Origin of the sequence: Halorubrum coriense DSM 10284 (genome assembly GCF_000337035.1) — an archaeon.
Classification (GTDB): Archaea; Halobacteriota; Halobacteria; order Halobacteriales; family Haloferacaceae; genus Halorubrum; species Halorubrum coriense.
On record NZ_AOJL01000028.1, the window covers coordinates 50,945 to 72,073 of the forward strand.

Here is a 21,129-nt window from a genome sequence, read left to right on the forward strand (position 1 = left end):
GAGGGCCGCGGTCAGACGACCAGCGCGTCGAAGACGACGGCGAAGAGCAGCAGGCCGAGGTAGGCGTTCGAGGCGTGGAACGCGCGGAACGCGGCTCCCTCGGTCTGCTCGTAGTGGAGCCGGACGACCATCCAGAGGAAGACGCCGCCGACGCCGACGCCGACGACCGCGTACAGCGCGCCGAGCGGGTCGGCGGCCGCGGCGAGCGCGACCGCGGCGACCAGCGTCGCGCCGAGGTACCAGAGGATGTGGCGGCGCGTCGCGGTCTCGCCGCGGACGACTGGCATCATCGGGAAGCCGCCGCGCTCGTAGTCGTCCTTGTACGCCAGCGCGAGGTTGTAGAAGTGCGCGGGCGTCCACAGGAAGATGACCGCGGCGAGCAGCAGCCCGCCGCCGCCGACCTCGCCCGTGACCGCGGCCCACCCGATGAGCGCGGGGAGCGCGCCGGCCGCGCCGCCGATGACGGTGTTCTGGACCGTGTTCGGCTTGAGGACGAGCGTGTAGACGACGCTGTAGAACAGGATCGCGACGAGGCCGAGCGCGGCCGTCAGCGCGTTCACCGTCCAGAACAGCCCGAGCGAGACGAGCGTCAGCAGGCCGCCGAACGCGAGAGCGTGGGAGACCGGGACGAGGTCCGTCGCGAGCGGGCGGTCGCTGGTGCGCTGCATCCGCTTGTCCACATCGCGTTCGAGGACGTGGTTGAACGTCCCGGACGCGCCGATCGAGAGCGCGCCGCCGGCGAGCGTCGCCGCCACGACGGGGGGCGTGAAGCCGGTTCCGCCCGCCAGCGCCATCGCGGCGGCGGCGACGAGACAGAGCAGCCACATCAGGCGCGGCTTCATCAGCCGGAAGTACGCGGTCGCGGTCGCCTTCAGCCGCGGGAGCGTCGCGGACGGGATGTCCGGCTCCGGGGCCTCCTCGATCGGCGGCAGGTCGTCGGTCCCGGGCTCGAAGTCGTCGGGCGCGTCGTCCGGGTCGCCGGTCTCCGACTCCAGCCACCAGGCGAGCGCGGCGAGGACGGTGCCGAAGATCCCGATTCCGAGGAGGAGGTGCGCGGAGCCGAGCGCGGCCGGCAGGTCGCCGAGCGCGACGAGCGCGCCGACGCCGGCCTGCGCGGGGTAGACGACGAGCGCGACCGCGAGCGCGACTCGGACCCGGCGGTCGGCACCGTCGCGCCACGCGAGCGCGGCGGAGAGCGCGACGAGGAGCCCGACGACGGCCGCGAGGGCGCGGTGGCCGAGGGCGATCCACCCCTCGGTCGCCGCCGGAAGGGCCGCGCCGGTCCCGCAGGCGGGCCACCCGCCGCAGGCCGCCGCCGCCTCCGTGAGGGAGGTGGTCGCGCCGACGACGACGAGGAGGTACACGCCCATCGCGGCCGCGGCCAACACGGCGGGGAATCTGTCTGGGAGCGTCACGTTGCGTGGATTACGAATCGGACCCATATATGTTCCGCGCTTCGATAAAACGACGGCGAGCGGGGGCGAAAACGCGAGCCCGAGCGGTCGGCGACCGTCCGCGACTCAGTCCCGGTTCGCGTCCGCCTCGCCGCCGCGCTCTCGCAGGATCCGGTCGACGATGTCGCCGCTGGAGAGCAGTTCGTCCTCGTGCTTCGGCTCGCGGCCGGACGCCCGCTCGACCCGGCAGTCGATGCCGCGGTCCGCGAGCGCGTCGGCGATGTCGCCCTCGTCGTGGTGCTGGTCGAACCCCAACACGATCACGTCGGGGTCGAGCCGCTCGATGGGGACGAACACGTCCGCCGGGTCGCCGAGGTGCGCCTCGTCGACCGCGTCGAGCGCCGCGACCATGTCGCGCCGCTGGCGGGCACAGAGCACCGGCGCGGGCTTGTGCGTGACGTTGGTGCGGCGGGCGACGATGGCGTGGAGCTCGTCGCCGTGGGCCGCGGCGTCCTCCAAGTAGTGGACGTGGCCGGGGTGGAGCAGGTCGAACGTCCCCTGCGCGACGACCCGCGTCATCGGAACCACGAGAGGAAGCCGCCGCGGTCGCGCTCGTCGAGCTCTCGGTCGATGTCCTCCTGGGTAAAATCGAAGAAGTGCTCGTCGGGCACCTCCACGTCGAGGACGTCGAGGGTGGTCTGCCGCCCCTCGTTGTCGAACGCCTTCCAGTCGCCCCAGCCGTAGGGGGCCCCGACGATGATGTGGACCTTCCCCTGCCCGAACGTCGCGAGGTCGGCGTCGCTCGGGCGCAGCGCGCCGTTCGGGTGCGAGTGGACGGAGCCGACCGCGCGCATGTCGTTCGGTTTCATGTGACTCCGGACGCTGGCGCTCGTCGGGCTCGACTCCGTCCCGGGGATCACGAGCACGTCGGTGATCACCTGCCCGTCCCGGTCGAGGTCGAGCTTCCGGGCGTCGTCCGCGCGGAGGAACCCCATGTACTCGTTAGGGTGCGTCTCCTCGCTCGCCTCGAGGACGAAGTCGAGGGTCTCTCGGGCGATGCCGAGGAGCTCGTCCGAGCGGAACAGTCGCATGAACGAGACAAGTCGCCGTCGCCTCATAGGGGTTCCGGACCGCGTGACGCGGGGCGTCTCTCCCGCCGAGCCCCGAGAGAACAGGCTTAACATCGGCCGTTCCCGAGACCTGTCTATGAGCGAAAACACCGCCGGGGATTCCGGCACGCGGGGCGATTCGAGCCCCGAACCCGACGCCGACGAGGCGGAGGGGACGGTCGAGGGCCGGTCGGAGAGCGCGACCGACGACCGCCCGACCGTCTACGATCTGGCACCGGACTGTACGCTCGAAGACGCCGCGGTCGGCGACCTGTATCACGCCGAGGTCAACGGCGTCGTCGACTACGGCGTCTTCGTCGACCTCTCGGACGCCGTGAGCGGGCTGGTCCACGAGTCGAACCTCGACGGCGACTACGCGGTCGGCGACCGGCTGATCGTCCGGCTCACCGAGGTGAAGGAGAACGGTGACGTCGCGTTCGACGACGCCGATCCCGACGACTACCGCACCGAGACCGTCGCGCACGAACCGACAGTCTCGCGGGTCCACGGCCTCGCCCCGGGCGACGAGGTGACCGTCGAGGGCGAGGTCGTCCAGGCGAAACAGACCGGCGGCCCCACCATCTTCGCCGTCGCGGACGCCTCCGGCGTCGTCTCCTGTGCCGCCTTCGAGTCCGCCGGCGTCCGGGCGTACCCCGAGGTCGAGGTCGGCGACATGGTCCACGTCACGGGGACGATCGAGAGTCGCAAGAACGCGCTCCAGCTCGAGGTCGACTCGCTGACGCGACTCCCCGACGGGCGCGCCGCCGAGGCGCGCGATCGGTTCGAGGCCGCGCTCGACGAGCGCGCCGAGCCGGCCGACGTCGACCCGCTCGTCGAGTGGGAGGCGTTCGAGCCGATCCACGAGGACCTGCGCGACCTCGCGCGGCTGATCCGCCGGACCGTCCTCGCCGGCCGCCCGATCCGCGTCCGCCACCACGCGGACGGCGACGGGATGTGCGCCGCGATCCCGGTCCAGCTCGCCGTCGAGAACTTCGTCGAGGCGGTCCATGAGGACCCGGACGCGTCGCGACACCTGTTCAAGCGCCTCCCGAGCAAGGCCCCGTACTACGAGATGGAGGACGTCACCCGCGACCTCAACTTCGCCCTTGAGGGCCGCGCCCGCCACGGGCAGAAGCTCCCCTTCCTCCTGATGCTCGACAACGGGTCGACCGAGGAGGACGTGCCGGCCTACGAGAACCTCGCGCACTACGACATCCCCATCGCAGCCGTCGACCACCACCACCCCGACCCCGAGGCGGTCGACCCGCTGCTCGACGCCCACGTGAACCCGTACCTCCACGGCGAGGACTACCGGGTCACCACGGGGATGATGTGCGTCGAGCTCGCCCGCCTCGTCGACCCGTCGCTCACCGAGGAGCTCGAACACGTGCCGGCGGTCGCCGGGCTCTCCGACCGCTCGAAGGCGGAGGCGATGGACGACTACGTCGCGCTCGCCGAGGACGCCGGGTACGACGAGTCCGACCTCCTCGACATCGGCGAGGCGCTGGACTACGCCGCCCACTGGCTCCGCTATTCGGAGGGGAAGACCCTGGTCAACGACGCGCTCAACGTGGGCTGCGACGACGAGTCCCGCCACGATGAGCTCGTCGAGTTCCTCTCGGAGCGCGCCGAGCGCGACGTGGAGCGCCAGCTCGACGCCGTCGACGACCACGTCGACCACGAGCGGCTCGCCTCCGGCGCGCACCTCTACCGCATCGACTTGGACGAGTACGCCCACCGCTTCACCTACCCCGCGCCGGGCAAGACCACCGGCGAGCTCCACGACGCGAAGGTGAAAGAGACCGGCGACCCCGTGATCACCATCGGCTACGGTCCCGACTTCTGCGTCCTGCGCTCGGACGGGGTCCGGCTCGACATCCCGAACATGGTGACCGAGCTGAACGAGGAGCTGCCCGAGGCCGGCGTCTCCGGCGGCGGCCACCTCGTCGTGGGCTCGATCAAGTTCGTGAAAGGTCGTCGGAGCGAGGTGATCGAGGCGCTCGTCGAGAAGATGGCGGGCGCGGAGATCGACGAGGCGCTCTCGTCGACGATCGCGCTCGACGACTGAAACGACCGGAGCCGAACCGCGGTAGAAGTTTTCAGCCGAACGCGACCTCGCGCCGAGCGACTGCCGCGGCCCCCGCGAGCGCGACGCCGAGTCCCCCGAGGAGGGTGACCGGGAGGAAGACGCCGCCGCCGCGCCAGTCCGCCGCGTACGCACGGGCGTAGAAGTCGGCGACCGACTCGTCCTCGACCGCGAGCAGCACCTCGCGGTTGCTCGTCTCCGCGCTCGGGTTCCAGTTGAGGCTGCCGACGACCGCCGCGTCGTCGACGACGAGCCCCTTCGCGTGGACCTTGCCGAACCGCCCGCGCGGCTCGGCGAGGTCGACCGCGATCGGCTCGTCCGCGAGCGTCTCCGAGAGGTTCCGGTTCGCCTCCCGGTCGTACCACGCGTCCGAGAGCAACAGGTGAACGTCGACCCCGCGGTCGGCCGCACGCCGGAGCGCGCGGACGATCCGGTCGTCCGGTCCGCCCACGCGCGGGGCGACCGCGAGGACCCGCTCGTCGGCGGCGTCGACTCGCGCGACGATCCGGTCGGCGGCGTTCCCCGGGGCGGTCAACACGGTGACGTTCGCCGTCGCCGGCTTCGGCGGCGCGTCGAACCGCGTCGGGTACGAGCCGTTCGCGCGGCCGCCCTCGTGGAACTCGGCGTCGGCGCGGAAGGCGGGCCACGGGCGCGCGTCGCGCGCTTCGAAGTCGGCGGCGAACAGCGCCGCCAGGTCGTCCGCGACGGTCCCGTCGGTCGGCGCGGCGCGGCCGGACGGTTCCGCGACGACGCCCCACCCCCGGTTGCTCCGCCCGCCCGTGCCGGAGGGCTTCCAGTTCTCCGTGAGGACGACCGCGCGGTCGTCCGCGACCGCGTACTTCGGGTGGTGGAACCGGAAGCGCTCGACCTCGCCGTCGAGGATCCGGACCTCGACGCCGGCGGCCGCCAGCCGGTCGAGCAGCCGCGCGCTCCGCGCCGAGAAGCCGCCGACCGGCGACCCCTCCAGCAGGACCCGGACGCGGACCCCGCGGTCGGCGGCCGCGGCGAGCGCGTCCGCGACCCGCTCCGAGGTGAGCGTGTATCCCGCGACGAACAGGCGGTCGTCCGCGCCGCGGAGCGGTTCGACCGGCGGCTCGGGGCTGTCGGGGAGGACGAACGGCGTCACGTTCGCGCCCGCCGTCCGACGCGGCGAGCGCGGCGCGTAGCCGCGCGGCCGCCACTCGCCCCACGAGGCCCGCCACCGGTACCCCTCTCGGGCGCGGTCGTAGGCGACGACGTCGACGGGGCTCCCGTTCCGCCGGAGTTCGATCCGGTCGCCGGAGGCGGACAGGGGGAAGTGGTCGGTCAGTCGCCGGATTTCGGGCGCGTCGGTCGCGCCGCTCTCTCGGTTCCGCGAGGGCTCCGCGGACTCGCCGAGAATCGCCGCGGTCCGGTTCGGAGCCATCGACAGCGTCACCGTGCCGCTGGCGTTCGCCGGGAGGTCGGCGTCGTAGTAGCCGTCGGAGAGCGACCAGTTCCCGCGCTCCGGGAGGGAGACGACGAGGTACTCGCCGCGGTTCTCGGGGGTCGTCGGGTTCGGGTACAGCTCGACGATCCGCGGTTCGGAAGCAGCGGCGGAGCCGTTAGCCGCCCCCGACCCGGCCCCGTCGACCGGGGCGGCCGCCACCGGGAGGGCGCAGACGGCGCTCGTCGCGGCGAGGAGGAGGACGAGCGCGGCGACGCGGGACCGGCGGTTCGGGCGAGTGCGTGACACGGCGGGCGTAGCGCCGGTATCGGAGAAAAGGGTTCGCGGTCGCGGTGGGGGGAGCCGAGAAGTCGGAGCGTCGGCGCGCGGTGGTCCGGTCGACGAGCGCGGCCGCCCGACCGCCTCAGGCCGTCGGCGCGGGCTCCGCGCCGTCGTCGAGCGCCTCCAGCGCCTTCTCGCCCTCGGTCGAGACGACGAAGGAGTGTTCGTCGGCGTACTCCGCGACCGCTTCGAGCGCCTCGCGGGTGCCGATCTGGCGGAGCGCCCAGCCGGCGGCCGCGCGGACGTCGTCCGACGGGTGGGCTTCGAGCGCGTCGGCGAGCGGGGAGACGGCGCGGGTGTCGCCGATCAGTCCGAGCGCGCGGGCGGCGTGGGGGCGGACGAGTTCGTCGTCGTCGCCGTCGGGGTCGAGCCGGTTCGCGAGCGGCTGGACCGCCTCGGACGCGCCGATCTCGCCGAGCGCCCTGAACACGGCCTTCTGGAGCTGCGGGTTCGAGTCCTCAGGGACGTACTCGACGAGGGTGTCGGTCGCCTCCTCGGCCGCCATCTTCCCGAGGATCCGGATCGCGGGCCGGTCGCGCTTCTCGGCGCGGCCGAGGACCTCCTCGACCGACGCCTCGGTCTTGCCGCGCTTGCCCATCCGCTCGAACGCCTCCAAGCAGTGGCGCTCCATGAAGTCGGACTGGAGCGAGTCGAGCGCGAGCAGGATCATGTCGACGTTGCCGCGCGCCTCGTGCTCCTTCAGCGCGGCCCACTCGACGGGGAAGTCCTTGTAGTGGCCGAGCACGTCGTAGTATCCCTGCGCGCGGAGCTGCTCGTGGGTCTCTAAGTCGTCCCACTCCTCGGCGTCGTCGAGGCCGGCTTCGAGGTCGTCGGTCGCCGTCAAGAGGGCGGCGATGTCGTCGGCGTCGGCGTCCGCGTCGAGGTCGGCGTCCGCGACCGCGGCGGCGACGGCGTCGAGCGCCGCGACGATCTGGTCGACGGGGACCGGAGCGCCGGCTTCCGTCTCGTCGGCCGCGGTCTCGTCGAGGAGGGCCTCGGGATCCTCGTCGGCCGCGTCGAGCGCGTCGTCGATCGCGTCGGCGGCCGCGTCGACGAACGACTCGACGGCGGCCGCGACGTCCTCGTGGCCGGCGTCGGTCCACTCGGTGTCGGCGACCGTCCCGGCGGCGCTCTCGATCGCGTCGACGACGTCCTCGCCGTAAGGGCCGCGGGCGTCCTCGACGCCGTCTCGGAGCTCGGCCACGCGGGCCTCGAGGTCGCCGCGGGGGTCGTCGGCGTCCTCGTCGTCCTCGTCCGGCTCGGGGAGGTCCGCCTCCGCGATGCCGGTCTCCGCGTCGTCCAACAGCGCCTCGACGTCGTCGAGGTCGGCCTCCGTCTCGGCGGCCTCGAGGCGGTCGGCGATCTCGTCTAGGTACTCGGTCAGGGACTCCTCGGTCGCGTCGTCGGGGAGCGTCGGGGCGGCCGTCTCCGTCGACTCGCCGGCGTCCCCGCCGTCGTCCGCGGCGTCGGCCTCCTCGGAGGCGTCGGCCGGGTCGTCGTCGCCGTTGCTCATATACCACGAACTCCGTGTGTAGTCCATTAAGAGGTTTCCCTTCGCGGGCGTCGCCGCCCGCGCGGGGGGCGAGAGGCGGGAGCCGGTGCGCTCGGCTCGGGGGGCCGTTGTCGCCGCCGCCGACGAAACGAGGTTCGTGTTCACGACCAGCACACTTTTATTATCCCCTTCCAATACCGGAACGATTAGATGTTAGACGTCGACCACGAAGCGATCACCGACGGGCCGGTCGGGCGAGTGCTGCTCGTCCTCGCCGCGCCGCTCGTCGCGCAGAACGTCGTCTACGTCGCCAACGCGCTGATCGACACGTTCTGGCTCGGCCGGGTCGGAGAGGACGCGGTCGCCGCCGTCGGCCTCAGCCTCCCGATCCAGTCGCTGCTCGGCGCGACGGTGGTGATCGGCGCGGTCGGGACGCAGATCCTCGTCTCGCAGCGGGCGGGCGACGAGGACGAGTCGGGCGCGCGCCGCGTCGCGGTCAACGGCGCGCTCGTCGCGCTCCTCGTCACCGCGGCGGTCGCGGTCCCGGTGGTCCGCTACGCCGAGGAGCTGGTGGGGCTGCTCGGCGCCGACCCCGCGCTCGCCGGGACGACCGCCACCTACCTCGCGGTCGTGATCGCGATCCTCCCCGTCGGCGCGGTCGGCGACACGGTCGAGAACTGCTTCACGGCGTACGGCGACACCCGCGCGGTGTTCCACGTGACCGTCGTCAGCGTCCTCGTCAACCTCGTCGCCGCCCCGACGCTCATCTTCGGGGTCGGCCCCGTCCCGGAGTTCGGCGTCGCCGGTGCCGCGCTCGGCACCGCGCTCGCGAGCGTCGCCGGCCTCCTGTGGATCCTCGGGTACGCCGCGGGGATCGGCCGCGACACGTTCCGGCTCACCCGGGAGGCGTTCGCCGTCGACGCGGCGACCCTCCGCGAGGTCGTCTCGGTCGGCCTCCCGCTCGGCGGCCAGCGCGGCGTGAGCGAACTCGTCAGGGTGCTCGTCGTCGGCCTCGTCGCGCTCGCCGGCGGCGCGGCGGGCGTCGCGGCGTACACGGTCGGGGCCCGGGTCGCGACGCTCGCGATCGTGCCGGCGCTCGGGCTCCAGCAGGCCGCGCAGTCGATGATCGGACAGAACCTCGGCGCCGCCGCCCCGGCGCGCGCGCGCCGGACGACGACGGTCGGGACGGGGATGATCGTCGTCGGCTTCCTCGCGCTCGGCGCGGTCCAGTTCCTTTTCGCCGGCGGGATCGCGGACCTGCTCGCCCCCGACCTCACCGCGACCGGACGCGGGCTCGCGGTGACGTACCTCCGGGTCCTCGCCGCTTCCTACTGGGCGCTCGGCGGGACGTACACCCTCCTCGCCGGGTTCAACGGGGCCTCCCGCACCCGGACCTCCTTCGTCGCCGACCTCGTCAAGTACTGGGCGGTCCGGTTCCCCATCGCCGTCGCGGCCGTCCCCGTCGGGGCGACGGTCGGCGCGTTCGGCGTCACGGTGACGCCCGGCCTCGGGTGGGGGGTCGAGGCCGTCTTCTGGGCGGTCGCGGCCTCCAACGTCGTCGGCTTCCTCGGCCTCGGCGCGTACTTCCTGTACACGACGCGGCGCGGGATGTTCGCGAACGCGGCCGACCGCGCGAGCGGCGACGGCGGCGGCGCGGAACTCGCGGGCGACGACTGAACGAGGGCACTCGGTCGTTTCGGCCGAGGTCAGTGACTCGGGTCACGTCGACTCCGTCGACTCCTCGTCGGTGAACGTCGCGAAACACCGGTAGCAGCGGTAGACGGTCAGGTCGGACGGCGGCGGGACGTAGCCGCCCGTCATCCGGATCTTGCGCGCGAGGAACCGGCTTCCGCAGTCCGGACAGCAAGGGGTCTGGAGGAACACGGGAACCGGTTCGCTCGCGGGAGAGATGGGCTTTGGGTCAGTCGGCGAGCAGATCGGCGCTCTCGACGACCGTCGCGAACTCGCCGTTCAGGTGCGCGAGCGCGACGCGGTGGGAGGTCTCGGGGTCGATCCGCTCGCCGTCGGGGGCCTCGCGGGCGTGGGTCGCGGTGGCGTCGGCGACCACGCGCACGTCGTAACCGCGGTTCTCGGCCGCGCGCGTCGTCGTCGAGACGCAGTGGTCGGTGGTGAGCCCGCAGACGACGAGCGAGTCGTGGCCCGCCTCGCGGAGCCACTCGTCGAGCCCGGAGTCGAGGAACGCGCCGTTGACCGACTTCTCGAACGTCGGCTCGCCGTCGAGCGGCGCGGTCTCCGGCTTCCACGCGAACCCGGGGGCGTCCGGCCGGAGCGGGGAGTCGGGCTCCGCCGAGGCGTGACGGACGTGTGCGACGGGACGGTCGGCCTCGCGCCAGCGGTCGAGGAGCGCGGCCGCGGCGGCCTCGGCGTCGGGGTTGTTGCGCTCGCCCCAGCCCGGGTCGTCGAAGCCGGTCTGGAAGTCGACGAGGAGGAGGACCGGGTCGCCCGCGTCAGTCATCCCCGAGCCCGGCGGCGCTTGCGGTCTCCGCGTCGGCGTCCGCTCCGTCCGCGAACCGCCGCCACGCGCCGGGTTCGAGCAGCGCGTCGGGGGCCTTCGGGTGGTCGCGGGTCGGGTCGAGCGGGCAGGCGTCGGGGCTCGCGTCGTCGTCCTCGCGGAACAGGTACTGCTTCCACTCGCGGTCGCCCTCCGTGCCCCAGTCGCCGAGGTCGGCGTGGGGACAGACCCCGTCGTAGTCGCCCATCCGGTCGCGGATGGTCTCGCGGGCGCGCTCGCCCGCCTCGGTGTCCGCCGTGAGCCCCTCGAAGACGGTGCGGGGCTGGAAGGTGATCTCCAAGCCGACCGGCGAGTACCGGCTCTTCCGGTCGTCGTAGAAGGGGGCGCGCGAGGTCGGGAACAGCGCTTCGCCGCCGAAGCAGAACTCCCACCGCGGGGTGTCGGGGTCGGTCGGGATGTCGTCCGGCCACGGCTCCGGGTCGTGGACGTGGAGGAACTCCAGGGCGTGCCAGAGCCGCTCGTGGTAGTGCGCCTCGCCGCGGTCGTCGTCGGGCGGCTTGAAGAACACCGCGAGCGGCGCGCGGTCGGCGTGGTCCGGGTACGTGTCGAGGTACTCCAGGACGACGTCGCGCAGCCGCAACAGCGCGGCGGGGTCCGTCGTCGACTCGCAGGCGGCGTACAGCATGTCGCCCTCGCGCTCGACCTCGATCCCGAAGTAGCAGGGGAACGGCGACCCGTCGCGCTCGCCGAGCATCGACTCCCGGAAGGTCCGGTAGTGTTCCTGAAGCCACGGCGGCGCGTCGTCGAGCCGATCGCGGAGCGTCTCTTGGTCCAGCAGCACCCCCTCGGTGCCGGCCTCGTTCATACCCGCAATAGGCGAGAGGCGGTCTTGTGGCTTTCGGGGATTCCCGGCCCGCTCAGAGGAAGAATCCCTTGAGCCGGTTGATGATCGCCCACTTGACGCCTTCGAGCAGTCGGCCGCCCTCGCCGCTGATCGCGATGTCGTCGTTCGCGACGGCGGTCCTGAACGCCGCGGCGGGGTTCTCGGCCGCCGCGATACCGTCGAGCGTGGATCGGTCCGTCGTGATCTTGCGCACCGCGTCGTCGCTGCGGCCGTCGTCGAGCGCGGTGATCCGGTTCTGCTCGTCCATCGTGATCGAGTACGCGCGCTCGGCGTCGCCGTCCCGAACGTAGACGTTGGTCGTGCCGGCGAGGTTGATCGGGCCGAGGTCGACGGCGTCCGCGTTCTCGTTGTACGCCGGGACCATCTCTTCGAGCGACCGGAACAGGTCGTCGCCGCCGTCGGACTGAGCGACCGCCCCGCCCGCCAGCGCGCTCACGAGCAGGACCGCGACGAACACGACCGAGAAACTGCGGGTCATTTTGTATCGCAGATGTATTCACCTGTGCGGATATAAATGAGACGTATATCAGTTTAAAGGCGCAGACGATACTCGTTCGATCAGTGAAGACGGCGTTCAGTCTCCGGTCACCGCGAACCGCGAGGCGTCGCTCTCCTCCGTGGGCGCGGTGAGCAGCGAGACGCCGACCGTCAGCGCGCCGGACAGCACCATCAGCCCGAGCGCCACGTCCCAGCCGCCGAAGACCGTCCGCGGGAGGGTCGGGACGAGCGGCAGGACGGACGACAGCACCACGAACAGGTACGTCGCCTGCGGGACGGCGACGCCCGCGATCATCCCCGTGCGCGTCGTCCGCGGCCAGTAGAGGGCGCAGATAACGGGCAGCGCGAGCAGCGCGAACCCGGAGAAGGCGGTGCCGCCGACCTCGATCAGCGTCCCCGGGCGGAAGAGGCTCGCGACGAACGCCAGCGTCGCGAACGTCGCCACGCCGATCCGCGCGATCCACGCCTCGCGCCGCTCCGAGGCGGTCGCGTCGATCAGCGGTCGGTAGAGGTCGCGGGTGAAGTACGACGAGCCGGAGAGGAGCATCGAGTCCGACGAGGACATCATCGCGGCCATCGCGCCCGCGATGACGACCGCGGCGAGCCAAGCTGGCGCGTACTCGCTCAACACGACCGGGAGCACGTTCGCGCCGTCCGGCACTTCGATGGGCGTCCCCGCGGCCCACGCGCCGAGCATGAACGCCGGCAGGAACAGCAGGAGCACCAGCACGGGCCACAGCGCGAACGACCGCTTCAGCGTCTCGGCCGACTTCGCGACGAAGAAGCGCTGGTTGATCTGCGGGAACATCGTCACCCCGAACGCGATGGTGATCGCCGTGGAGACGATGAAGCCCGGCGTGTACGTCCCGCCGCCGAAGCTCCCGAACTCGGGCCGAGCCGCCAGCATCCCCTCCGTCGCGGCACCGACGCCGCCGAGCGACGAGACGACCCACGCGGCGGCGATCCAGACCACTGAGAGCATGAACAGCCCCTGAAGCGTGTCGGTCCACGCGACGCCGCGGAGCCCCGCGACGGTGACGTAGAGGATCATGAAGCCGGTGATGAGCGCCGCGCCGCCCCAGTAGGGGACCGCCCCGCCGGTGAGGCCGACGAGCGCCTCGCCCGCGCCCATCTGCTGAAGCATGACGTACGGGAACAGCCACAGGAGGCTGACGCCCGCGACGAGCGCTCGCAGCCCCGTCGAGCCGAACCGGTCGCCGAGCATCTCGCCGAGCGTCACGTAGCCGTTCCGGGCCCCGATCAGCCACTGCTTGTAGCCGATGACGTACCACAGCACGGCGAACAGGACGCCGTCTAAGGTCCCCATCACGACCAGCCACTCGGGGCCCGCCGCGTACGCGAGGTTCGGACCGCCGAAGAAGGTGAACGCCGACAACAGGGTGGCGAACGTCGTGAACAGCAGCACGAGCGTGCCGATCGAGCGGCTCGCGAGGTAGTAGTCCTCGGCGGTCGTCTCGGAGACGCGGTACGCGACCAGGCCGAGCGCGAGCGCGACGACGAGGTAGCCGACGACGATCCCGAGCGAGAGACCGAGCGTCACCGCCGGTCACCCCCGACAGACCCCGACGGATCGCGGCCCGTCGAGGCGTCGCCGTCCGGTCGCTGCCCCATCCCGCGTTCCCACGCGCCGCTCCGGACGAACAGCGCGAACAGGGCCGTACACAGCCCGAGCCACGCCACGTGCCACCAGATCCACACCGGCAGCCCCGCGACGACGCGGTCGACGCCCCACAGCGGCCACGGCACCGCGAACGCCACGAGGATCGCGAACGTCGGGACCCAGAGGAGATCGCTCCGTAAACGCTTCATGTGAAGTAAGACTATATCTATAGGCACAAAGAGTTGTCGAACTGGTTCGAAGAAGCTTGTTGGAGAGAATTATTCTTCAATAGTCGTCGCCCGAGATGCGTGGCGATAGCTATTTTCCGCGAGGAGCGCAACGATACACGGACGGGCGCTACCGCCCGATATCACCATTCACCACTCATGAAAGACACAGAGAAATACCTGATACACGCCACCATCGCGGCCGACGGCGTCGTCGAGCGGAGCGACGTTGTCGGCGCGGTGTTCGGCCAAACCGAGGGACTGCTCGGCGACGAGTTGGACCTCCGGGACCTCCAGGAGTCCTCGCGCGTCGGCCGGATCGACGTCTCGGTCAAGTCCGAGAACGGCCAGTCGTTCGGCGAGGTCACCGTCGCGTCGAGCCTCGACAAGGTCGAGACCGCGATCCTCGCGGCCGCGTTGGAGACGATCGACCGCATCGGCCCCTGTCACGCCTCCGTGGAAGTGACGAGCATCGAGGACGTGCGGGCGGCCAAGCGCCGCGAGGTCGTCGAGCGCGCCAAGGAACTGATCGCCGGCGGCTTCGAGGAGACGAGCCTCGCGAGCACCGACGTGTTAGACGAGGTGCGCGACGCCGCCCGCGTCGAGGGGATAGTCGACTACCGGGGGCTCCCGGCCGGGCCGCGGGTGGGCGACTCCGACGCCGTCATCGTCGTCGAGGGGCGCGCGGACGTGCTCACGCTGCTCGACTGCGGGATCAAGAACGCCGTCGCCGTGGAGGGGACGAACGTCCCCGAGTCGGTCGCCGACCTGACCGCCGACCGGACCGTCACCGCGTTCCTCGACGGCGACCGCGGCGGCGAGCTCATCCTCCGCGAGCTCGCGCAGGTCGGCGAGGTCGACTACGTCGCGTTCGCGCCCCCCGGCGAGTCCGTCGAGGACCTCGACCGCGACGCCGTCTTCGAGGCGCTCCGCGGGAAGGTCCCGTACGCGAGCCTCGCGGACGCGTCGGACCTCCGGGCGGCCGCCGACGACGAGGAGCCGACCGGCGACGCGGATTCGACCGGCGACGCCGACTCGACCGACGACGACCGACCCGGATCGGTCGCGCGGGTCGGCGACGGCGGCGCGCTCCCGGACGGTCCCTCGGGGGGCGGGGCGACCGGCGCGTCGATCGAATCGCCCGATCTTGAGGCGGAAGCCGAATCCGCGGAGCCGACCGGCGAGGCCGACGATCGGACCCCGGACGACGAGCCGGGTTCGCTACCGGACGACGAGAACGGCGCCGACTCGGTCGGCGGAACGGAGTCGGAGCCGACCGCGGACCGAGGGGGCGGCGAGACCGACGAGATCGCCGACGAGGCAGACGAGACCGCCGATGAGATCGCCGACGACCCCGACGAAACCGCCGACGAGCCGCGGTCGATCGCGGCGCACGTCAGCGCGGTCGTCGGCGGTGAGACCGGCCACGCGCGGCTGCTCGGCGACGAGTTCGACGTCCTCGCAGAGGTCGACGCAGCGGATGCGTTCGACGCGGTCGAGGACGCCGAGCCCGCGCCGCAGGCGGTCGTCGTCGACGGCACCGTCGACCAGCGGCTCCTCGACGTGGCGGCGCAGCGCGGCGTCGGCGACCTGATCGGTCGCGACCTCGGCGAGTTCGTGAAGCGCCCGGTCGGGACGCGCGTCCTCGCTGCCACCGACGTCAGGGCGGAGGCCTGAGCGGCGGGCGGGCGAGGTCAGACCAGCCCGACCGCGCCGAGCGCCGCGAACAACGCGTCGCCGTACGTGAGCGAGACGACGAGTCCGACCGCCATCGGGACGACGAACGGCATCCCCGGCGAGACCAGCACGCGGTCTTCGCGGGCGACGACGTCGAGGCCGTCGCGGAGCGTCGCGGCGTCGGTGCCGTACGCGCCGTGGTCGATCTCGTCGAGGAACCGCTCGGCCGCCCAAGAGTCGTCGAAGTCGGGACGCGATTCGGGCGGCTCGGCCACGTCGTCGACCGCGCGCCCCCCGTCGGTCCGCGGGCCGACGTGGGTCCCCCCGTCGGTCGGCTCGAACGTCTCGCCGACCGAGGCTGGATCGCGGAGGCCCTCCGGCTCGCTCCGGAGGTCCGCGAGCGTGAGGCCCCGCCAGCGGAGGTACATCCGGAGCGCGTCCAGATCGAGACCGCTCCGGGTCGGTCCGTCCGGGTCCTCGAACAGCCGGCCGTGCCGGTCGGGCAGCGAATCGGTCGCGACCGGCCGCGCGAAGAACATGCTCGACGAGGCCTGGCCGCGGACGAGGTTGAGGACCGCGAGGCCGATCGGGTACGCGAGGCCGAGCAGCACCGTGTTCGTGAGGACCGTCAGCGAGAACACGCCGATGTCGGTGTCGACGAGCGGGAGGAGGAGCGACCCCACCTCGTAGGCCGGGAACGTCGGGAAGATCACCGCGAGCGCGATCATCGCCTTCGCGTCGGCCCCGCCGAACGCCCCGAGGTACCAGAACGCGTAGCCGAGCGGCGCGACGAACAGCAGGCTGATCGCGGCCCGCAGGAGGAAGACCCGCCCGTCGAACCCCGCGAACGGCCACAGGGAGACGGCCTCCCAGAGCAGGAGCAGCGCGCCGAACAGGTACAGCGGCGGCCACAGCCGGTTCGGGAGGCGTCGGGTCCGGACGTCCCGGATCGCCGCCCACGCGAACACGGGGACGACGACGAGTCGGAGGAGGTCCGGCAGCGTCGCGAACATGTCTCCACGGGCGGGGGCGGTCCAATTAGGCGTTCGGGTTCGCGTATCGCGATCGATATCGCCCGCCTCCGACCGAACCGCTCCCGGACGGCGGGAAGGCGGGCCGCGGCGACGGGACCCGACGGGCCGGCGTGACGCGGGCGAGACGCCCCGCTCACTCGTCCGGTCGGTCGGGTCGCCTGTCGAACACGTCGAGGACCGGTTCCGGGTCGACGAGGCCCGGGATCCGGAGCTCGTCGTCGCGGAGTGCTATCACGACGGTCTCCGTGTCCAACCGCCGGTCGAGCCCCGTCCGCCGCACCCGCAGTCCCGTCTCTTCCCACGCCTCGACGCGCCACAGGGGCACGCCGAACAGCCGGTCGCGGGCGACGAGCGCGTCGTCGCCGGCGCGGTACTCGACGAGCCCGTGCCGGAGCTCGTGATCGACCGCGGCGAGCCCGAGCGGGACCGCGACCGCGGCCGCGAAGAACGCGAGGGTGGTCGGCCAGTTCTCCCCGAGCGCGAACAGGAGACCGACGAGCGCGATGCCCCCGCCGACGTACCAGAGGCCCGGATGGCCGAACGGCGTCGTCAGCGCCCCGAGGAGGCGAGCGCGTCGGGGCTGGCGGACCGTCGCGACCGGCTCCGCGAGCGACCCGTCGACCGGCTCGGTCGGCGGCGGGTCGTAGGAGAAGCCCAAGTCGAGCGCCGCCGACTCGTCGAACGCCGCCAGCCGGTCCCCGTACAGCCCGGCGAGGTCGAAGGCGAATTTCGCCGCGACGACTCCGAGCAAGAGCGGGAGGCCGATCGCGTCCGGGTCGAGCGCGGAGATCGGCGCGTCGCCGTCGAGCGTGCCCGCGGCGACGGTCGTGACCGTGAACAGCGCGCCGAGGAAGATCGCCGCACCGCGGGCGAACACCCCCCGTATCGCCGTCTGCGCGCTGTGGTCGCGGTGTTCCCCGCGGCCGAAGTACTCGACGACCGTCGTCGCTCCCTCGCCGACGAAGACGGCGATGGTCGCGAGCGCGACCGTGTCGAGCGCCTCCTGGCTCAGCCCGCCGTCGGCGGTCACCCCGACGGTGACCACGCCGACGACCAGCCAGACGACGCCGAGGATCGGCGCGGCGACCGGGAGGACGAGCAGCGACGAGAGCCGGACCTGAACGTCGGTCCGCGGGATCGTCAGCCCCACCCGGCGCTCCGCGAGCGGCCCGACTATCAGTCCGTCGCGGTCGAGTTCTGACGGCCGCCCGGCGAACAGCGCGCGGACGAGCGCCCAGCCGGACGCGATCCCGAGTTCGAACCAGTACAGCGTCATCAGCGCGGCCGCGTTCCAGCCGAGCGCGACCACGCCGACGAGCGGGAGGAGGGTGGCGACCCCGACGGAGAGCGCACGGGGGCGGCGACCACGGCCGAGCGCGCGCAGCCCGTCGGGCAGGCGGGCAGAGGGCATCCGTCGGTCGTTCCGGGCCGGCGCACATAAGCGGCCGGGAGCGGTCGGGGCGGCGGAACGGCGGAGCGCTCCGCACCGCGCGCGACCGACTCAGCGCGCCGGACCGACGTCCCGGTGGAGGTAGAGGTACGCGAGGACCGGAACGATCGTGAAGAGGAGCGTCGAGGCCGCCCAGACGACCGCGTATCGGCTCCCGCGCGCCCTCGCGTCGCGGTAGATCCACACCGCGGCGGCGACGACGACGCCGTAGATCACGAGCGTGAGCGGGAGCGACCACGGGAGCGCGAGACCGAAGAGCGTCATGAGGGGGCGTTCGGCCGGAGTCGATGATAAGTCGTCGGTCCCGGCGGTGCCCTCGCGCCGGTCAGCGGCCGCGACCGCTCACGGCCCGCCGGTGAGGTCCGCGCGCATCACGAAGTCGGGTTCGGCCGCGACCGAGACCCGGTTCGCGCCGGTGTCGCTCACGTGCTCGACCGTCTCGGGGATGAGGACGCGAGTCTCGTCGGCCGCGACCGCGGCGGCGTCGGCGGCGATCGCGTCGTACAGCGCGCCCGCCGCGTCGACGTCGCGCCACGCGGCGACGCCGTAGACCGCGGTCCGCGCGGTCTCGCCGTCGACCTCGCGCTCCGTCGCCCGGGTCCGAACCGCGAAGCCGGCGACCGCGTCGGCGTCCGCGACCGCGAGCAGTCGGTCGTCGCCGGCCGCGGTCGCGAGCCGCTCGCGGGTGAGCCGCGAGCAGGCCCACGACTCGCCCGGGTCGAGCGCGAGCCCGCGGAGGCGGTCGCGGGCGTCGCTGTCGCTCCAGAACGCCCACGCCGCGTTCGGATCGGGGTCGGCGAGGGGTTCGAACCCGGCGGCGTCGCGGTCGAGCGCGTCCGGGTCGGGCGCCGGCTCCGCGAATCGAAACTCCGTCGCGGGGTCGAAGCCGACCGCGCGCGACTGACCGAGCCCCATGACGTTCCACGAGAACACCATGTTGCGGCAGACGGTCGCGCCGCGCTCGCGCGCCCAGTCGAGCACCGCCTCCGAGAGGGCGGTCCCGACGCCGTGGCCGCGCGCGGCGGGGTCGACGCGGATCCCCTGTCCCCACGCCTCCCACTCGCTGAGGAGCGCGCCCTGGATACAGCCGACGACGGCCTCGGGGTCGCCCGCGGCAGCGGCCCCGTCGCCGTCGCCCTCGACGGCGGTGTCGCCCGCTTCCCGACCGTCGAGGTCGCCCGCGTCGGCGGCGTCCGGGGGGAGCGTCGCGACGAAGGTGCCGCGGTCCGGGTCGTCGGCCGCGGCCCACTCCGGGAACACCCGCGGGATGTAGTCCTCGTGGCGCTCGCCCCACGTGTCGCGGGTGAACGCCGCGACCGCGTCGGCGTCGGCCGGGCGCGCCTCGCGGACGACGACGGTCGGCGCGGACGCCGCGTCGTCGGCCTCGCTCATCGCCAGGGCCGCGACTCCTCGGTCAGCTCGCCGGCGAGGTCGCGAGTCATCGCGTCGGCGGGGTCCGAGCGGTTCGCGAGCGCCCACATCAGCTTCACCTTCGCGGTGCCGGGGAGGGTGTCGCCCGCCTCGACGACGCCGGCGTCCAGCAGGTCGCGGCCGGTGTCGTACACGCGGTCGCAGACCCGTCCTTCGAGGCACTGGCTCGTCATCGCGACGACGGTCCCGCCCTCGACTAGCTCCTCGATCCGGGGGATGAGGTCGGTGTGGACGTGGCCGAGCCCCGTCCCCTCGATCACCACGCCGTCCTTGCCGTCGAGGTACTCCCACGCGGCCGGGTCCAGCCCGGGCGTGAACTTCACCAGCTCCACGTCGCCGTCGAGGTCGGGGTCGAGGGCGACCGCGGCGTCGTCGTCGACCGCGTCGCTCCCGTCGGTTCCGCCCCGCGGGCGCGGCTCGCGGTTCCACTCGACGGCGGCGTCGGCGGCGTCGCCGTCGGCACCCGCCTCCGCGGCGCGCTCGTAGTCGATCAGGCCGAGCGGCGCGGCGCCGACCGTCTCGAAGGCGTCCCGGCGGGAGGTGTGGTTCTTGCGGACGCGCGTGCCGCGGTGGAGCGCGCAGGCGTCGTCGGACTGGGTCGCGTGCATACACACCAGCGTCTCCGCGTGGTCGGCCTTCGCGGCCTCGACGGCGCACACCGCGTTCATCACGTTGTCGGAGGAGGGGCGGTCCGCGGAGCGCTGGCTTCCGGTGAACACGACCGGCACCGGCGCGTCGACCATGAACGAGAGCGCGGACGCGGAGTACTGCATCGTGTCGGTGCCGTGCATCACGACGACGCCGTCGGCGCCCGCTTCGATCTCCTCGGCGACGGCCGCGGCGAGGTCGCGCCAGATGGACGGCTCCATGTTCTCCGAGAGGATGTTCGCGACGACGCGCCCGCGGTAGTTCGCGCGCCCGGCGAGTTCGGGGACCGCCCGGAGGACGTCCTCCGCGTCGAACTGAGCGGTGACGGCCCCGGTCCGGTAGTCGACGGTGGAGGCGATCGTCCCGCCGGTGGAGATGAGCGAGACGGTGGGGAGCTCGTCGTCGAAGGTGATCTCCGAGGTGGCGTCGCCGTCGTCGGTCTCGGCGGCGGGGTCGACCTCGCGGACGGCGGACTCGAGCACCTCGACGTCGGCCGCCTCGCGGTCGATACCGACGTTGTATCCGCCGTCGAGCTTGACGACGAGGTGGTCGCGCGTCGTGGAGGGGAGCAGTACGCCCTCGTTGGTGACGCCCCCGCGCTCGACGCGGACGCGATCTCCCGGTTGCATACGACCGGGTTCCGCCGGGGCGGACTTGAATCCAACCGTTCGCGGCCGCGCGGCGGTCCGGTGCGTGTCGGTCGGTCCGACGCGGGCCGGGCGAGACTCGCGCTCGACGGTGGAGACGGAGCCTCGGCAAGCGAGGAAGCGACGCGGCGGGCGAGGAAGCGACGCGGCGGGTCGGGAAAAAGCGTTCGAGAGGAGAGGAGAGCGTCGGCGCGGGCGGCCGACGGGGGATATCGGTCGGTCGCGGGAGCGACGGGCGGCCGCGTCAGTGTTCGATGTACTCGGCTTCCCAGTCGGTGCGGGCCTCGATCTCGCGGCGGCCGCGGCGGGTCAGCGTGTAGTAGTTGGTGCGGCGGTCGCGCTGGCCCTTCTCGACGAGCCCCTTCTCGACGAGCGTGTCGAGGTTCGGGTAGAGGCGGCCGTGGTGGATCTCTTTTTCGTAGTACTCTTCGAGTTCCTCCTTGATCGCCAACCCGTGCGGCTCGTCGAGTCCCGCGATTACGTAGAGCAGGTCACGCTGGAAACCTGTGAGGTCGTACATACAACTGCCTGTACATACTCTTTGAGAATAAATAAATATACCGTTATATCAGTCCCTGTACGACCAATCACCGGCTCCTACCGCTCCGAAACGGCCGCCTCGGTTCTGTCAACTCCGTAACTCTCACACGGGACGTGTTCGCACGTCAGCGGTCGAGCGTCGTTTTTAGCG

The 21,129-nt window shown here is 72.4% G+C and carries 20 protein-coding genes; 3 read left to right on the forward strand and 17 right to left on the reverse strand.

The window, feature by feature from the left end; genetic code table 11:
- Window positions 1-11: 11 nt before the first annotated feature.
- The 3 genes from C464_RS07015 to C464_RS07025 form a co-directional block, all read right to left on the reverse strand.
- Entirely contained in the window at window positions 12-1,415 is a 1,404-nt protein-coding gene (locus C464_RS07015; protein ID WP_049910934.1) for a heme o synthase, read from the reverse strand.
- 105 nt (window positions 1,416-1,520) lie between these two features.
- Entirely contained in the window at window positions 1,521-1,973 is a 453-nt protein-coding gene (locus C464_RS07020; protein WP_049910939.1) for an adenylyltransferase/cytidyltransferase family protein, read from the reverse strand.
- Complete coding sequence (locus C464_RS07025) at window positions 1,970-2,485, reverse strand: Mov34/MPN/PAD-1 family protein (RefSeq protein WP_006112939.1); 516 nt, start codon at window positions 2,483-2,485, stop codon at window positions 1,970-1,972. The genes C464_RS07020 and C464_RS07025 overlap by 4 nt, the downstream gene beginning before the upstream one ends.
- Window positions 2,486-2,600: 115 nt before the next feature.
- On the opposite strand from C464_RS07025, the gene C464_RS07030 reads away from it, so the two are divergent.
- Window positions 2,601-4,571, forward strand: a complete 1,971-nt coding sequence (locus C464_RS07030) for a DHH family phosphoesterase (RefSeq protein WP_006112940.1) — start codon at window positions 2,601-2,603, stop codon at window positions 4,569-4,571.
- Between the two features lie 31 nt (window positions 4,572-4,602).
- Here the strand turns inward: C464_RS07030 and C464_RS07035 are convergent, their stop codons facing one another.
- Both C464_RS07035 and C464_RS07040 read right to left on the reverse strand, forming a co-directional pair.
- Window positions 4,603-6,303 (reverse strand): phospholipase D-like domain-containing protein, encoded by a 1,701-nt coding sequence (locus tag C464_RS07035; RefSeq protein WP_006112941.1) that lies wholly within the window; start codon window positions 6,301-6,303, stop codon window positions 4,603-4,605.
- A gap of 115 nt (window positions 6,304-6,418) precedes the next feature.
- A complete protein-coding gene (locus C464_RS07040; RefSeq protein WP_006112942.1) occupies window positions 6,419-7,849 on the reverse strand; it encodes a HEAT repeat domain-containing protein in 1,431 nt (476 codons plus the stop codon).
- 189 nt (window positions 7,850-8,038) lie between these two features.
- Between C464_RS07040 and C464_RS07045 the strand changes: the two genes are divergently transcribed.
- Complete coding sequence (locus C464_RS07045) at window positions 8,039-9,505, forward strand: MATE family efflux transporter (RefSeq protein WP_006112943.1); 1,467 nt, start codon at window positions 8,039-8,041, stop codon at window positions 9,503-9,505.
- Between the two features lie 42 nt (window positions 9,506-9,547).
- On the opposite strand, the gene C464_RS18925 is transcribed toward C464_RS07045, so the two are convergent.
- From C464_RS18925 to C464_RS07070, 6 genes are all read right to left on the reverse strand, one after another.
- A complete protein-coding gene (locus C464_RS18925) occupies window positions 9,548-9,712 on the reverse strand; it encodes a hypothetical protein (protein WP_161781666.1) in 165 nt (54 codons plus the stop codon).
- Between the two features lie 37 nt (window positions 9,713-9,749).
- Window positions 9,750-10,304 (reverse strand): cysteine hydrolase family protein, encoded by a 555-nt coding sequence (locus tag C464_RS07050; RefSeq protein ID WP_006112944.1) that lies wholly within the window; start codon window positions 10,302-10,304, stop codon window positions 9,750-9,752.
- Window positions 10,297-11,166 carry a YqcI/YcgG family protein gene (locus C464_RS07055; RefSeq protein WP_006112945.1) on the reverse strand — a complete coding sequence of 290 codons (870 nt, stop codon included), beginning with the start codon at window positions 11,164-11,166 and terminating at the stop codon, window positions 10,297-10,299. The genes C464_RS07050 and C464_RS07055 overlap by 8 nt, the downstream gene beginning before the upstream one ends.
- Window positions 11,167-11,218: 52 nt before the next feature.
- Entirely contained in the window at window positions 11,219-11,683 is a 465-nt protein-coding gene (locus C464_RS07060) for a hypothetical protein (protein WP_006112946.1), read from the reverse strand.
- 96 nt (window positions 11,684-11,779) lie between these two features.
- Window positions 11,780-13,264 (reverse strand): sodium:solute symporter family protein, encoded by a 1,485-nt coding sequence (locus tag C464_RS07065; protein ID WP_006112947.1) that lies wholly within the window; start codon window positions 13,262-13,264, stop codon window positions 11,780-11,782.
- Window positions 13,261-13,533 carry a DUF3311 domain-containing protein gene (locus C464_RS07070; protein WP_006112948.1) on the reverse strand — a complete coding sequence of 91 codons (273 nt, stop codon included), beginning with the start codon at window positions 13,531-13,533 and terminating at the stop codon, window positions 13,261-13,263. Before C464_RS07070 ends, C464_RS07065 begins: the two co-directional genes overlap by 4 nt.
- A 177-nt stretch (window positions 13,534-13,710) precedes the next feature.
- Here C464_RS07070 and dnaG point away from each other — a divergent pair, with 177 nt between their 5' ends.
- A complete protein-coding gene (dnaG, locus tag C464_RS07075; protein WP_006112949.1) occupies window positions 13,711-15,228 on the forward strand; it encodes a DNA primase DnaG in 1,518 nt (505 codons plus the stop codon).
- Window positions 15,229-15,245: 17 nt separating this feature from the next.
- Here dnaG and C464_RS07080 read toward each other — a convergent pair whose 3' ends face one another.
- From C464_RS07080 to C464_RS07105, 6 genes are all read right to left on the reverse strand, one after another.
- Window positions 15,246-16,241 carry an A24 family peptidase gene (locus C464_RS07080; protein WP_006112950.1) on the reverse strand — a complete coding sequence of 332 codons (996 nt, stop codon included), beginning with the start codon at window positions 16,239-16,241 and terminating at the stop codon, window positions 15,246-15,248.
- A 154-nt stretch (window positions 16,242-16,395) separates the two neighbouring features.
- Window positions 16,396-17,673, reverse strand: a complete 1,278-nt coding sequence (locus tag C464_RS07085; protein ID WP_006112951.1) for a DUF6498-containing protein — start codon at window positions 17,671-17,673, stop codon at window positions 16,396-16,398.
- A gap of 90 nt (window positions 17,674-17,763) precedes the next feature.
- Window positions 17,764-17,976, reverse strand: coding sequence for a hypothetical protein (locus tag C464_RS07090; RefSeq protein ID WP_006112952.1), 213 nt, complete (start codon window positions 17,974-17,976; stop codon window positions 17,764-17,766).
- 78 nt (window positions 17,977-18,054) lie between these two features.
- A complete protein-coding gene (locus C464_RS07095; RefSeq protein WP_006112953.1) occupies window positions 18,055-19,104 on the reverse strand; it encodes a GNAT family N-acetyltransferase in 1,050 nt (349 codons plus the stop codon).
- Window positions 19,101-20,420 carry a Glu-tRNA(Gln) amidotransferase subunit GatD gene (gene gatD / locus C464_RS07100; protein WP_006112954.1) on the reverse strand — a complete coding sequence of 440 codons (1,320 nt, stop codon included), beginning with the start codon at window positions 20,418-20,420 and terminating at the stop codon, window positions 19,101-19,103. The genes C464_RS07095 and gatD overlap by 4 nt, the downstream gene beginning before the upstream one ends.
- 262 nt (window positions 20,421-20,682) lie before the next feature.
- On the reverse strand, window positions 20,683-20,958 hold the full coding sequence (locus tag C464_RS07105; RefSeq protein WP_004597247.1) for a PadR family transcriptional regulator: 276 nt from the start codon (window positions 20,956-20,958) through the stop codon (window positions 20,683-20,685).
- Between the last annotated feature and the right edge of the window lie 171 nt (window positions 20,959-21,129).